Genomic DNA, 14589 nt, shown 5'->3' on the forward strand with positions numbered 1-14589 from the left:
TTGATCCCCATGGGAAAAACCGCTTTTTGGGCTGGGCGAGATCCCGCCCCTTTCCGGATTGTCTTGAAACAGAGAGGGTGGCGCCGGGCCACCCTCTCTGTTTCCGGGCTTGTCGGGGGCGGTTACCCCTGAACAGGCCGGTTAGCCTGCCTAGCGATTATTTGCCCAGTCGACGCTCGATGGCATCCATCAGCATGCCTGTGATGTGTACATCGAACGCTGCTTCAATCTCGCGAATGCAGGTCGGGCTGGTGACGTTAATCTCGGTCAGGCGATCGCCGATGATGTCGAGGCCGACGAAGATGAGGCCTTTCTCTTTCAACGTCGGGCCCACCGCACGGGCGATGGCCCAGTCGGCTTCGCTCAGGGGGCGTGCTTCACCACGGCCACCGGCCGCCAGATTGCCGCGGGTCTCCCCCTGCGCCGGAATACGGGCGAGGCAGTAGGGAACCGGTTCACCGTCCACTACCAGTACCCGCTTGTCGCCATCCTTGATGGCGGGCAGATAGGTCTGCGCCATGCAGTACTGGCTGCCGTGGGCGGTCAGTGTCTCGATAATCACGCCGACGTTGGCGTCATCTTCCTTCATGCGGAAGATGGAGGCACCGCCCATGCCGTCCAAGGGCTTCAAGATCACGTCTTTGTGCTTCGCGTGGAAGGCGCGCAGCTTGTCAGCGCGGCGAGTCACCAGCGTGGTCGGGGTGTGCTCGGCAAACCAGGCGGTGTAGAGCTTCTCGTTGGCGTCGCGCAGGCTCTGCGGCTTGTTGACGATGAGGCAACCCTCATCCTCGGCCCGCTCCAGCATGTAGGTGGCGTAGATAAATTCGGTGTCGAACGGCGGATCCTTGCGCATCAGGATCACATCGAGGTTGGAGAGGGGCTGATCCACCACCTCGCCCAAGCTGTACCAGTCGGCATAGTCATATTTGACGGTCAGCGGGCGCATGGTGCCAAAGGCGCGACCGGCTTCCATGTAGAGATCCTTCATCTCCAGATAGAAGAGCTCATAGCCGCGCTTTTGCGCCTCTTCGAGCATGGCAAAGCTGGAATCTTTCTTGATATTGATGGCCGAGATGGGGTCCATCACGATGCCGAGTTTAATGGTCATCCGCTGTTCCTTTTTAATGGCTCGATAGGGTTGTAGGGTCGATTAGCGCAGCGTAATCGGCCGCTTGCGGCTGCGTCGATGCAGCCATGAGGCTGATTGATGCGGCCGATAGTATCAAGCGAGATCGCCAAAGCGGCATTGCAGCGCAGTGATCGCAGTCAGGGCGGCAGTTTCGGTACGCAGCACCCGCGGCCCCAGCAGCATCTCTTTGAAATCTTCCTGCACGGTACGGGCGATCTCGTCGCTCGACAATCCCCCTTCCGGGCCAATCAGCAGGCGCACGCCATGCTCGGGAACGGGCAGGGTGTTGATGCTGTACTCGGCACGCGGGTGCAGGTTGAGCTTGAGCTCCTTGGTCTCTTCCGCCAGCCAGTCATCCAGCTCCATCGGCATGCGCACTTCGGGCACCACGTTGCGGCCGCACTGTTCGCAGGCGCTGATCACCACCTTCTGCCACTGCTCGCGCTTCTTCTCCAGCCGATCGGCCGGCAGCTTGACGCCGCAGCGCTCGGAGAAGAGCGGGGTGATGCAGGTGACGCCCAGCTCCACCGATTTCTGGATGGTGAAGTCCATCTTGTCGCCACGGCTGATCACCTGACCGAGGTGGATGGCCAGCGGTGACTCCACCGATTGGGCGTCACAACTGTCGATGGTCACTTCCACCGACTTCTTGCCGACGCTGGCGATGGTGGCGGGATATTGATTGCCATCGCCGTTGAACAGCTCGAGCTGCTGGCCCGGCTGCATGCGCAGTACCCGGCCGATATGGTTGGCGCCGTCTTCCGACAGGGCGATGGTCTGGCCAACTTGCAGGGTGGCCGGTTCATAGATACGTGGAATGCGCATGGCTGCTTGTCAGTCTCTTGCTTGGAAACCCTTCATATCCTGCTGCGAGGCGGCAAGCAAGGCTCACGCGGCAGTGGGGAAGGGCTTCATGATAGGAGGGGCGATCCCCCTCCCTGGTCAAATGGGGTTATTGGCACTGCTTTTCAATAAAGGGATTGGTATTGCCCTGCAGTTTGCCGATGCGGCGGTTGCGCTCGCACTCCCAGCCCTCTGCCGGGTACTGGCGATCCCAGGCTTCAAACAGTTTACGCTGTTGCGCTGCCAGGCGCAGCCCATACTGCTGGCTCATGTAGAGGTAGGCGCGGGCAATCTGGCCCCGTACCGGCCCCTTGGGCGGCTGCACCCGACGATCCTTGAAATCCACCAGCATCTGGCACTGGCCGTACTGATCCGGCTTGCCGTTCCAGTCGGAGAAGCGGTAGTTGGCGCGATCGCCGTTCACTTCGCCAATGGCGGGGAAGAGGTTGTGCATGTCCCCCTCCATCTTGTTGAACTCGGGGCTCGCTTTTTCGCAGTTTTTGCGACCGCCATCCTGCCAGCACTGCAACTGGTGGCCGAACTCCCAGGCCGGTACCACGTGTTCCCACTCGATGCGGGCGGCGCGCTTGGCCTGCTTGCGCGGCTCATAGCCGCAACTGGCGAGATCCGGGCTCATTTTCTTGCCCTGATAGTCGATGTCGCAGCCGCAGTAGAAGGTGGTGACCGCAGGCTGACTGCGATAGAGCTTCACCAGATCCTGCTTGGCTTCGCGAAAGGTCTGGGCGTGCAGGGGGGCGCTGAGCAGCGGCAAACCGGCCAGCAGGGTCAGGGCGAGGGAGGAGATGAAACGCATGGGATTCCTTGCAAACGGGGTGATTGACGAACGATGGCGGGCACCCTACCACAGGGGCGCGACACAAGCTGGCTTACTGCTCTGGCTCCGGCCGTTCCCGCTCCAGCGGTTGCTTGCAGCGGCGGCAGTGATAGCGGGCCTCGCCACGCACCACCTTGTTGTGACGGCGAATAGAGAGCTGATGCTGCTGGCAGAGGCAGCGATAGGGCACGGTGCGCTGGGCCAAAACCGCCAGATCGAAGCTGTGGGTGGTTCTGGGCTCAAGGCCGAATACCTCCCGCATCACCGATTGCCACTGGCGGCCGTGGGGTAGCACCCGGTTTTTGCCGCGTCCTTCACCCCACAGGGCATAAACCAGCAGATGGGCCACCTCGTGGGGCACCACCTCATCCAGAAACGCCTGCTGGTTGGCCTGATAGAGGGCGGGATTGAAGCGTAGCTCCCAGGTTTGCAGTCGCGCCGATCCCGCCGCCCGGCCCCGCATATTGCAGTAGATCCGCGGACGGGGGAAGGTGCGGCCAAGGCGCGCCTCGGCCTGCACAAAGCAGGCTTCTACACGTTGTTGCAGCAGGGCGACAAGCTGGGCAGGAGTGGCAGACATCAACATCTCGTCAAATGGCGGATAAGCAAAAGGGGAGCCAGGCTCCCCTTTTATCACAACAGCGAGCCTTACAGGCCAGCGGCGGAACGCAGCAGTTCGGCCTTGTCGGTCTGCTCCCACGGGAACTCGTCGCGACCGAAGTGACCGTAGGCTGCGGTAGCCTGGTAGATCGGGCGCTTCAGATCCAGCATTTCGATCAGGCCATACGGGCGCAGTTCGAAGTGCTCGCGCACCAGCTTGACCAGCAGCTCTTCGGCGACTTTGGCGGTACCGAAGGTCTCGACGCTGATGGAGGTCGGCTCGGCCACGCCGATGGCGTAGGAGATCTGGATTTCACAGCGATCGGCCAGACCGGCGGCAACGATGTTCTTGGCAACGTAGCGGGCGGCGTAGGCAGCGGAGCGGTCAACCTTGGACGGATCCTTACCGGAGAAGGCGCCACCACCGTGACGAGCCATGCCACCGTAGGTGTCGACGATGATCTTGCGACCGGTCAGACCGCAGTCACCCATCGGGCCGCCGATAACGAAACGGCCGGTCGGGTTGATGAAGTATTTGGTGTCCTTGTTGACCCACTCGGCCGGCAGCACCGGCTTGATGATCTCTTCGCGTACCGCTTCAACCAGATCTTTGTGGCTGATGGATTCGGCGTGCTGGGTAGAGAGCACTACGGCATCCACACCGATGATCTTGCCTGCGTCGTCGTAGGCGAAGGTCAGCTGGCTCTTGGCATCCGGACGCAGCCACGGCAGGGTGCCGTTCTTGCGCACTTCAGCCTGACGCTTCACCAGCAGGTGAGAGTAGGTGATGGGGGCCGGCATCAGCACGTCGGTTTCGTTGGTGGCGTAGCCGAACATCAGGCCCTGGTCGCCCGCGCCCTGCTCCAGCGGATCGCTGCGGTCAACGCCCTGGTTGATGTCCGGGGACTGCTTGCCGATGGCGTTCAGCACGGCGCAGGAGTCAGCATCGAAGCCCATGTCGGAGTGGGTGTAGCCGATTTCACGTACGGTATCACGCACGATCTCTTCGATATCAACCCAGGCAGAGGTGGTTACTTCGCCGGCCACCATGACCATACCGGTCTTGACCAGGGTCTCGCAGGCAACGCGTGCCTTGGTATCTTGCTTGAGGATGGCGTCCAGTACCGCATCGGAGATCTGGTCCGCAATCTTGTCGGGATGGCCTTCGGAGACCGACTCGGAAGTAAACAGCTTTGCCATGATAAGAGTCTCAGCTTGTCTGGGTTATCGCCACGGCAATAACCGGATGAATAGGATGGTGTAGAGGTATCTACATCTGGACGTCTATTTTAATTAGCGCCCCCCGTGATTGCCAGCACTATTTTGTCGCGCAGTGTCCAATGGGTCACAAGCGGTGCTCTCCTATCCCGAAAGGGATGGAAATCAAACGTTTTTCTCTGGCTGCATTGGTCAATAGAGGGCAAGAAAAGCGATTGTCCTCCCAAAGCCACTTTATTCATCCAGATAATATTTGCACGCCGCGCGCCCTGCTGGGACAATAACGCGCCTTAATCTTGGCCATCAAATGAAGCAATCGCAGGAGATTCAGATGCCTTCTCGTAAAGAGCTTGCCAATGCCATTCGTGCATTGAGTATGGATGCCGTTCAAAAAGCCAACTCCGGTCACCCGGGCGCCCCCATGGGAATGGCGGATATCGCCGAAGTGCTGTGGCGTAGCCACCTCAGACATAACCCGAACAACCCCAAGTGGGCCGACCGCGACCGTTTCATTCTCTCCAACGGCCACGGCTCCATGCTGCTGTACTCCCTGCTGCACCTCTCCGGTTATGACCTCTCCATCGACGATCTGAAAAACTTCCGCCAACTGCACTCTCGCACCCCGGGTCACCCGGAGTACGGCTATGCACCGGGCGTTGAAACCACCACTGGCCCGCTGGGTCAGGGCATCACCAACGCCGTTGGTATGGCGATCGCCGAAAAAGCCATGGCTGAGCAGTTCAACCAGCCGGGCCACGACATCGTTGACCACTACACCTACGCCTTTATGGGCGACGGCTGCCTGATGGAAGGTATCTCCCACGAAGCGTGCTCCCTGGCAGGTACCCTGCAACTGGGCAAACTGATCGCGTTCTGGGATGACAACGGTATCTCCATCGACGGTCACGTAGAAGGCTGGTTCACCGACGACACCGTCAAGCGTTTCGAAGCCTACGGCTGGCACGTTATCCCGGCTGTTGACGGTCACAGCCCGGAAGCCATCAATGCCGCCATCGAAGCCGCCAAGGCCGAGACCGGCAAGCCGACCCTGATCTGCTGCCGCACCATCATCGGTTACGGCTCCCCGAACAAATCCGGTTCTCACGACTGCCACGGCTCACCGCTGGGCAACGACGAGATCGCCGCTGCTCGCGCCTTCCTGAAGTGGGACCACGCGCCGTTCGTTATCCCGGCCGATATCGCTGCCGAGTGGAACGCTCAGGAGAAGGGCGCTGCACTGGAAGCTGACTGGGCTGCCAAGTTCGCCGCCTATGAAGCCGCTCACCCGACGCTGGCTGTCGAATTCAAGCGCCGCACCGCTGGCGAACTGCCGGCCAACTGGGCTGCTGAATCCGCCAAGATCATCGAAACCCTGCAAGCCAACCCGGCCAAGATCGCAACCCGTAAAGCGTCCCAGAACTCTCTGGAAGCGTTCGGCAAGCTGCTGCCGGAATTCATGGGCGGCTCCGCTGACCTGGCTCCGTCCAACCTGACCATGTGGTCCGGCTCCAAGTCCCTGACCAACGACGATGCCTCCGGCAACTACATCCACTACGGTGTCCGTGAGTTCGGCATGTCCGCCATCATGAACGGTATCGCCCTGCACGGTGGTTTCATCCCCTACGGCGCGACCTTCCTGATGTTTATGGAGTACGCTCGCAACGCCCTGCGCATGGCCGCCCTGATGAAGCAGCGCGCTATCTTCGTTTACACCCACGACTCCATCGGTCTGGGTGAAGATGGCCCGACTCACCAGCCGGTTGAGCAGATCGCCTCCCTGCGTCTGACTCCGAACATGAGCACCTGGCGTCCGTGTGACCAGGTTGAATCTGCCATCGCCTGGAAACACGCCATCGAGCGTACCGACGGCCCGACCTCTCTGATCTTCTCTCGTCAGAACCTGGCCCAGATGGACCGTACTGCCCAGCAGCTGGCCGACACCGCCAAGGGTGGTTACGTGCTGAAGGATTGCGCCGGTACTCCGGAGCTGATCCTGATCGCCACCGGTTCCGAAGTGGAACTGGCCGTTGCCGCCTATGAGCAGCTGACTGCCAAGGGCCGTGCCGTGCGCGTGGTCTCTCTGCCGTCTACCGACGTGTTCGATGCCCAGTCTGCCGAGTACAAAGAGTCTGTCCTGCCGTCCTCCGTCACCAAGCGTGTGGCCATCGAAGCCGGCATCGCCGACTACTGGTACAAGTACGTGGGCTTTGGCGGCAAGATCATTGGTATGACCACCTTCGGTGAGTCCGCACCGGCCGAGCTGCTGTTCAAGGAATTCGGCTTTACCGTGGAAAACGTGGTTGCGACCGCTGAGTCCCTGTAATAGCTGACCATTGGGCCACTCTGGCCCAATAGCCGGAAAATAAAACGCCCTCCATCGCAAGATGGGGGGCGTTTTTGCAACAATGGATATTTTTAAATGAATTTTTGGTATTTTTTAGTTACTGATAATTTATTTTGAGTATCATAGTGTTCCTTGTCTGTTCTAGTGAAATTTAAACATCAGGTGGAAAGGTGAATTTAGCTTTAGGGGGGTGGAATGAAAGCATTTGGTGTGGGTTGCCTAAACTTTTCTTTTAAAGAGGGAATGACTAGAGAAATTACAGTTCAAGAGTATATTGATGAGGTTAAAAATTCTTTAGAAAAGCTATCCACCGTAAGTGACGTTGAAATATTTTTTGATTATGACGTAGGAAATGAAAAGATTCAGACATGTGAATCCACCAAAATGAAGAATGGTGAGCCATGTCACCCTCTTATTCCATTATATAAACTCTCATTTAATCTTTATTTGCCAAAAAGAGTTCAAGGTGAGCTTATTGGTAAAGAACGAGATAATATAGATACTGACTCAGATAATTTCAAAATTTTATTCATACATGACTGGCATGGACCTTTTACTATCGTTGAAAGCATTGGCGCAGGCAGAAGTTCATCTCCATCAACAGCAATACAAGTAGTTAGGGAGTATTTAAAAAAGGAGATCGGTTTAGTTAGTTCTATTTTGCAACTTGATTACATTGGCCCATCACCATTTCATGCTGATTTTTTCTTTAGTGAGTCATCGCAAGAAAATATTGATGAATTCAAAGTGTTTGAATTAAATCACACGAAGGTTCCTGGTTATGATGATTTAAGTTTCTCTTATTCTAAGAATGTGTTTGAGTCTGAAGACATTGCTTTTGATGAGTTTGTTTTTGAGTTGTCTAGTGAGGTTGGTTTTTATTATGAACTGGAGGCGATGAATCGTAAGCGGTTTTTGGATTGGTGTGTTATACAAGATAAGTTGCATGATATAATGAGGCTGGAAGATGATGGATATAAAAAGACATTGAAGGATCGAATGTCATATAAGCCGAAACTATTAAGTGGCTTATATCGAGATATTGGTCTTTATAAAGGTCAAGAAATTCAATTTAAAAATACATGTCAGCAACACTACTCATCAATATATAAAAGTGGAAAATATAGTAATTATCTAATGCATTTTGTTGATGATTTAATAAATAACTGGCCATCTTATCCTATTGCAGAAACGGCTGAAATAATAAGTTATTTTGAAAGTAAAAGTAGTAAGTCAATGGAGTTGGTAATTATCTTCTTAGCTTCTGTTTTTGGTGGTGCAGTCGGTGCTGGCATTACAGTTATCTTTGGGAGTTAACTATTGTTCTTGGGTTGGTGATGTGCGGTGTGATGTGATTGTAATTAATAAAGATCTCGCCCCTCTGCATTTATTTAAAAATGAAAATCATAAACATGTAAAAAGAGACCAGCCATCATCCGGTCTCTTTTTTATTATTCAGAGCATGCCTTACATCTGCGGCGGGGTACTTTCCGCGTTGGACATCACCGCATCCACCTCGGCCTGCTTCACTATGGGCTTTATCAATCTGACTACAACGGCGCCATGGTTAACACCAGCTTGCCGATATGGCGGCCTGAATCCAGCAAATGGTGAGCGGCCGCCGCCTCATGCAGCGGGAAGGTCTGGTAAACCTGGGGTTTGACCTCGCCACGTTCGATAAATGGCCAGACATGAGTTTGCAGCTGGGCAATCAGCTCGGCTTTTGCCTGCGGAGTACGCGAGCGCAGGGTGGAGCCGATATGGGTCAGCCGCTTTTGCAGCATGGGAAACAGATCCAGATTGGGGGCGGCGCCCGCAATAATGCCGATCTGGACTATGCGGCCATTGATGGCGGCCGCCGCATAGTTGCGCGCGACATACTCCCCGCCAATGATATCGAGAATGATGTCGGCGCCATGGCCATCGGTGGCGGCATGCACGGCCTCGACAAAATCTTCCTCCTTGTAGAGCACGGCCACATCCGCGCCCAGCTTGATGCTGGCGGCCTGCTGCTCGGGTGAGCCGACCGTGGTGATGATTTTTGCGGCGCCAAATGCCTTGGCCAGCATGGTGGCGGTCGTGCCGATACCGGAGGCGCCGCCATGGATCAAGATAATGTCCCCTTTTTTGAACTGGCCCCGTTCAAACATATTTGACCAGACCGTCATAAAGGTTTCCGGCAGTGCCGCGGCTTCGACAAAGCTCAATCCGGGCGGCAGGGGCAGGACATTGCTCTGGTGGGCGACGCTGTACTCGGCATAGCCGCCACCCGAAATCAGCGCGGCGACCTTGTCGCCAATCTTGAGATGAGTCACCTGCTCCCCCTTGGCGACCACGACCCCGGCGACCTCCAGCCCGGGAATATCCGATGCTCCTGCCGGAGGCGGGTAGAGCCCTTTGCGCTGCATCACATCCGGCCCATTGATGCCGATCGCATAGTGCCGGATCAAGACCTCATCGGGCTTGGGCTCTGGTGTGGCGCGGGTGGTCAGTTGCAAGACATCGGGGCCACCGGGTTGGGTAATTTCTACCGCGCTCATGGTGGCGGGAATGGAATAGGCGTTAGGCATCAGCGGCTCCTTGTAACGAGGTGATATGAGGTTCCCCGAGTGGGATGAGCACCAAGATAGTGGAGATTGCTGATGAATAAACGCAGTATTATTCCTCACCTGTAATGCAAAAATGCATTTCAACCGGGAGTCGTGATGAACTGGGATGATGCGAAAATTTTTCTGGCGTTGCATCGTGAAGGTAGCCTGAGGGGCGCCGCCCGTGTGGTCGGGGTCGATCAGGCAACCATTGGCAGACGGATTGCTGCACTGGAGCATCGTCTGGCGGCCACGCTGTTTCTCCGCACATCCAAAGGGTATGTGCTGACTCATGTCGGAGAGATAGTGCTGGCCAGCGCTCAGCAGATGGAGCTGGCGGCCATTGATTTCGTACGGGCGGCGCAAGGGGTCGACAACCGTCTGGTCGGGGAGGTCAGCGTGGCGACTACAGACACCCTGGGGATGGATTTTCTGATACCGGCCCTGACCGAGCTGCATCAGCGTTATCCCGATATCAGGGTCATCCTCAATACCTCGACCCAGGTGGTCAATCTGTCCTTGCGGGAAGCGGATATCGCGATCCGGACGGTGAAGCCGGACAATCCCGACCTGATTATTCGCAAGCTGGCCTCCTGGCCGGTCGGGTTGTATGCCTCCGCCGACTATCTGGCTCGCCATGGCATTCCCGAAGCGGGCACCGGTTTTGCGGGCCATTCGCTGGTGGTGTATGAGCCCCACTGGCAGAGTGCTCGCTCGCCAATGATGCTCGAAGAGGCGGCCGAGGGGGCCACGGTCGCCGCGGGGGTCAATACCAGCCTGATGCTGCGTCAGGCCCTGTTGATGGGGCTGGGACTTGGCGAGGTAGCGGTTCCGCTTGCCGAGCAAGCCGGGTTGGTGCGGGTCTGGCCCGAGCGGCAGTTACAGCAATCCTACGATGTGTGGCTGGTGACCCATCAGGATGTGCAGCATGCCGCGCGGGTCAGGGCGGTCATGGATGCCATCGTCAGGGCATTTGCCGCGATGGCCTAAGTCTGGCGGGGATTCTGTTCAGGTTTTGTCGCAGCGTGGTCACACCTCTTGCCATAGTCATAGCGGTTGAGGGAAAACCCTCATTTACTTGGTCTCTGACAGTCAATACTGTGAGACCGAGTCCACCACTACTGGAGCTTGACCCATGACCGATATGCTTGTTGACGATAAACAACCGACCCCGGATCCGGCAGAGCAGAATGCCTTCTTTCCGTCGCCCTACTCCCTGAGCCAGTTCACCTCGCGCAAATCTGACCTTGCCGGGGCTGACTATCCCGCTCCCTATCGGGAGGGGCGCTGGAAGATCCTGCTGATCGGGGCCGATGAGCGCTATCTGCCCACCGACAACGGCACCCTGTTTTCTACCGGTAACCATCCGGTCGAAACCCTGCTGCCCATGTATCACCTCGACAAGGCGGGCTTTGCCTTTGATGTGGCTACCCTTTCCGGCAATCCGGTCAAGTTCGAGTGGTGGGCCATGCCCGGCGAAGATGAAGAGGTGCTGGGGCTCTTTGCCAAATATCAGTCGCAGTTCCGCCAACCGGCCAAGCTGGCCGATCTGCTGAAAGAGGCGCTGGCCGCCGACTCGGACTATATCGGCGTCTTTATTCCCGGTGGCCACGGCGCCCTGATGGGGCTGCCGCAGAGTGCCGAGGTGAAAGCGCTGCTGGAGTGGGCGATGGCCAACGATCGCTTCATCATCTCCCTCTGTCACGGGCCTGCTGCGCTGCTGGCGGTGGCCAATCCAGAGACCTTCGCGGGCTACAAGATCTGCGCCTTCCCCGATGAGTTGGATGCCCAGACCCCGGCAATTGGCTATATGCCTGGCCACCTTACCTGGAAGTTTGGCGAGAAGCTCAAAGAGATTGGCTTCGAGATCGTCAACAACGGCATCTCGGGAGAGGTGTGCCGGGATCGCAATCTGCTGACCGGTGACAGCCCGCTGGCGGGCAATAACCTCGGCAAGCTGGCCGCTACCACCTTGCTGGAGGCGGTTGCCAAGCGATGAGGTTGTCGTCATCGCCAGCGAATGCGTTGCAGGTCGCGGTGGCGCTGGAAGGGTGTCAGCGGCTGGAGGAGATCCAGCAGCTGGTGCGCGCCTTTGCCACCCCGCTGGGGTATCACCGCTTTGCGCTCTTCTCCATCAGTGCCAGCGAGGAGGGGGTGGTCGAGCATCTCTACTGGCTGGAGGGGGAGTGGCTGGAGAGCGGCGAGGCGGTCGACCTGCATTCCTATATGCGCGAGTGCCCGATGGCGATGCATATCAGGGAGCGAGACCAGCCCTTCTTCTGGAGCAAAACGGTTGGTGCCGTTGGCGAGCAGTACCGTATCGTTCGCCAGCCTGAGGGGCCGGGCCGACATGGCTTGCAGGTGCCCGTCTATGGGCCGCTGGGGTTGGAAGGGGCGATGAGCTTTGGCGGCGATCAGATCGATGCCAGCGCTCCCGCTCGGGTTGGCCTTGCGCTGATCGCGGCTGCGGCTTTTCATGCAGCTCGTCGGCTGATGGAGATGCCTGTAGAGGGCCACGAGCGTGGCCTCACTGGGCGCGAGCGCGAAGTGCTGGAGTGGGTCTCCCGGGGTTGGCGCCATGCCGATATCGCCACCACCCTGAAACTCTCGGTGCGCACGGTCGAGAACCATCTGCGCAGTGCCCGTCGTCGACTCGGTGTAGCCACCACGGCAGAGGCGGTCAGAGTGGCGATCAGGAACCGCGATATCGAGGGCTGAGGGGCCATCCCTTTGTCTGGCATGTAAAAAGAGACCGGCCATCAGCCGGTCTCTTTTTTATTTCCCGCAACATTACACCTGCGGCGGGGTGCTTTCCGCATTGGACATTACCGCATCAATTTGCACCAGGACGCCAGCGGGCAGCTCGCTCACGCCAATCACGGTGCGGGCAGGCAGATAACCCGGGAAGTATTTGGTGTAGACGGCGTTGACCGCATCCAGATCCGCGATATTGGCGAGCTGGATATTGACCTTGACGATATCGTCCATCACATGGCCGATGCTCTCCACAATCGCCTTGATATTGCTCAGGCACTGGGCGGTCTGCTCCTTGATGCAGCCAGCCAGGATCTTGCCGGTTGCGGGGTCAATCGGCAGTTGGGCAGAGAGATGGTTGTAGTGGGAGAAGGCGACGGTCTGGGTGTGCAAGGGGCTGCGCGGTGCCTTGTCGGTATTGCGGGCACGGATCACCAGATTGTGACGGTCTTCCACCAGTTGTGGCGGGGTGCCGTCACCGTGGGAGATGACCGCATCCATTTGCACCCGTGCCCCCATGGGCAGGGCAGCGGCACTGACCACAGAGCGGGCGGGCAGATAGGCGACGGCGCGGGCGATGGCGGAGTCGGGGAAGAAGGTGGTGTAGACCTCGTTGACGGCCTCCAGATCGGCCAGATCGGTCAGATAGACGGTAACCTTGACGATATCGTCAAACGGCACGTCGATGCTCTCCAGCACCGCCTTGATATTGCGCAGGCTCTGACCCGCCTGCTCCTTGATGCCACCGGCAACCAGCTGGCCAGAGGCCGCATCCACCGGCAGTTGGGCGCCGATATTGTTGTAGTGGGAGAAGGCCACGGTATGGGTGGAGAACGGATTGTGCGGCGCCTTGTCACTGTTGCGGGCGAGCTTCACCAGCGGGCAAGGATCTTGTGGGAAGGTACCTTCGCCGTTGGAGATGATGGCATCGATCTGCACCAGCGCGCCCAGCGGCAGGGCGGCGACGGCGAGGGTGGTGCGGGTCGGCAGATAGCCCGGGAAGAATTCGCGATAGACGGCGTTGACCGCCTCCAGATCCGCCATCTCTTTCAGGAAGATGGTCGCTTTGACCATATCGTCCATCACATGGCCGATGCTCTCGATGATCGCCTTGAGGTTGCTCAGGCACTGTCTGGCCTGCGCGGTGACATCGCCACTCACCATCTTGCCGGTGGCGGGATCGACCGGCAGCTGGGCCGAGATATTGTTGTAATGAGAAAACGCCACCGTTTGGGTGCAGGGGCCCAGATCCTGGGGTGCATGGGGGGTATTTCTTGCCGACTTGATGATGGTGCCACTCATAGATATGCCTCTTTTTAATATTTGTTGTTCATTCAGGTACAGGTTTACCCCATCTTGTTGTACGCCACGGCCACTGCGCCAGCGGCGGCATCCCCGGTTATTATTTGTGATCCACTCAATTACTGAGAGAAATAAGGGAGAAGAGGACAGGGTAGATATTTCAGACGCTGCGATTCTATGAGTGGCTATCAGGGGTTGCAAACCGCTGATTGCATTTCTATGAGATGGCTCAATGGGCGCAAATTTAATCATATTGCTATTCAATTCACCCGAAATCGTAGCCAATTCGTGCGCAAATGGTGCCGAACCGGCGAACAGCCTTGCCCTGACTGGGTTTGCTCTTCCCCTCTTCGGGATATTGGCGTGTGAATAAAGGGTTAATATTATGCGCTGATGTGCAAATAATGCATATTATGGTGCATGGATATCTGTTTTCAGCTCTTTTAAGGGGCTATGAAAACTCCCGTTAATATGCATATCCACCTTATTAAAGATACCTCTGGAATATAATTCACGGCTTTTGCATTCCTCTCTGTTAACGATTATTCCGGCATACTCGATGACGCCTTGCTGGCAGCCTGGATCTGTTATTAGCGCCATAAAATTCTATGCCATGAATTTGCACGGCGGATCTGCTCCTGCTGCACAGGAGTGGGGAGCATGGCATTGGCGTGACGGTTTGCAGGAGCTGTGGTGCTGGATGAGAGGTGGCGTTGGATGAGGGGCGGTGGTGGCAATACGAGTCTCTTCACGCCGGTTGCATCCCCCGATGGGTGGGGTTGCCCCGCGTCGTCGCTTTTTCCACTTTTCTGTGGCTTTGTCCGAGCTCCCTCTTATCTGTGGCTGGTTGTGATGATTGGGATGGTTTTCAGGGCTCGGGAACAGTTCAGATGATTTCGCAGGCATAAATTTCAATATGCTGTTTTTAAAGGGAAATGTGTCAAAAAATGGATTTATCGACCGCTTTTTATGGTTT

At 57.1% G+C, this 14589-nt stretch carries 12 protein-coding genes; 5 read left to right on the plus strand and 7 right to left on the minus strand.

Features of this window, described 5'->3' with window-relative positions:
• Positions 1 to 157 precede the first annotated feature (157 nt).
• The 5 genes from gshB to metK all read right to left on the minus strand — a co-directional run bounded on the left by gshB (position 158) and on the right by metK (position 4607).
• The gene (gene gshB / locus AB5Z02_RS15695) at positions 158 to 1108 is read right to left on the minus strand and encodes a glutathione synthase (protein WP_100654325.1); all 951 of its coding nucleotides are present in this window, start codon (positions 1106 to 1108) and stop codon (positions 158 to 160) included.
• Positions 1109 to 1222: 114 nt separating this feature from the next.
• Positions 1223 to 1954: a 16S rRNA (uracil(1498)-N(3))-methyltransferase gene (rsmE, locus tag AB5Z02_RS15700; RefSeq protein WP_368216401.1), complete on the minus strand. Its 732-nt coding sequence runs from the start codon at positions 1952 to 1954 to the stop codon at positions 1223 to 1225.
• Positions 1955 to 2081: 127 nt separating this feature from the next.
• The gene (locus tag AB5Z02_RS15705) at positions 2082 to 2786 is read right to left on the minus strand and encodes an endonuclease (protein WP_021229195.1); all 705 of its coding nucleotides are present in this window, start codon (positions 2784 to 2786) and stop codon (positions 2082 to 2084) included.
• A 73-nt stretch (positions 2787 to 2859) separates the two neighbouring features.
• Entirely contained in the window at positions 2860 to 3387 is a 528-nt protein-coding gene (locus AB5Z02_RS15710) for a SprT family zinc-dependent metalloprotease (RefSeq protein ID WP_139443203.1), read from the minus strand.
• A 68-nt stretch (positions 3388 to 3455) separates the two neighbouring features.
• Positions 3456 to 4607: a methionine adenosyltransferase gene (gene metK, locus AB5Z02_RS15715; protein ID WP_005338519.1), complete on the minus strand. Its 1152-nt coding sequence runs from the start codon at positions 4605 to 4607 to the stop codon at positions 3456 to 3458.
• A gap of 349 nt (positions 4608 to 4956) precedes the next feature.
• On the opposite strand from metK, the gene tkt reads away from it, so the two are divergent.
• Positions 4957 to 6948, plus strand: coding sequence for a transketolase (gene tkt, locus AB5Z02_RS15720; RefSeq protein WP_368216403.1), 1992 nt, complete (start codon positions 4957 to 4959; stop codon positions 6946 to 6948).
• Between the two features lie 216 nt (positions 6949 to 7164).
• Positions 7165 to 8286, plus strand: a complete 1122-nt coding sequence (locus AB5Z02_RS15725) for a hypothetical protein (protein WP_368216404.1) — start codon at positions 7165 to 7167, stop codon at positions 8284 to 8286.
• A 233-nt stretch (positions 8287 to 8519) separates the two neighbouring features.
• Here the strand turns inward: AB5Z02_RS15725 and AB5Z02_RS15730 are convergent, their stop codons facing one another.
• Positions 8520 to 9539, minus strand: coding sequence for an NAD(P)H-quinone oxidoreductase (locus AB5Z02_RS15730; RefSeq protein WP_368216405.1), 1020 nt, complete (start codon positions 9537 to 9539; stop codon positions 8520 to 8522).
• Positions 9540 to 9674: 135 nt separating this feature from the next.
• On the opposite strand from AB5Z02_RS15730, the gene AB5Z02_RS15735 reads away from it, so the two are divergent.
• The 3 genes from AB5Z02_RS15735 to AB5Z02_RS15745 all read left to right on the plus strand — a co-directional run bounded on the left by AB5Z02_RS15735 (position 9675) and on the right by AB5Z02_RS15745 (position 12275).
• Positions 9675 to 10547, plus strand: coding sequence for a LysR family transcriptional regulator (locus AB5Z02_RS15735; RefSeq protein ID WP_042055160.1), 873 nt, complete (start codon positions 9675 to 9677; stop codon positions 10545 to 10547).
• 145 nt (positions 10548 to 10692) lie between these two features.
• Positions 10693 to 11556, plus strand: coding sequence for a glyoxalase III HchA (hchA, locus tag AB5Z02_RS15740; protein WP_201991773.1), 864 nt, complete (start codon positions 10693 to 10695; stop codon positions 11554 to 11556).
• Entirely contained in the window at positions 11553 to 12275 is a 723-nt protein-coding gene (locus AB5Z02_RS15745; RefSeq protein ID WP_368216407.1) for a PA1136 family autoinducer-binding transcriptional regulator, read from the plus strand. The genes hchA and AB5Z02_RS15745 overlap by 4 nt, the downstream gene beginning before the upstream one ends.
• A 72-nt stretch (positions 12276 to 12347) precedes the next feature.
• On the opposite strand, the gene AB5Z02_RS15750 is transcribed toward AB5Z02_RS15745, so the two are convergent.
• Complete coding sequence (locus AB5Z02_RS15750) at positions 12348 to 13613, minus strand: RidA family protein (protein WP_368216408.1); 1266 nt, start codon at positions 13611 to 13613, stop codon at positions 12348 to 12350.
• Between the last annotated feature and the right edge of the window lie 976 nt (positions 13614 to 14589).

It is taken from the genome of Aeromonas sp. R2-3, from assembly GCF_040908375.1.
In the GTDB taxonomy this organism is placed as follows: Bacteria; Pseudomonadota; Gammaproteobacteria; order Enterobacterales; family Aeromonadaceae; genus Aeromonas; species Aeromonas veronii.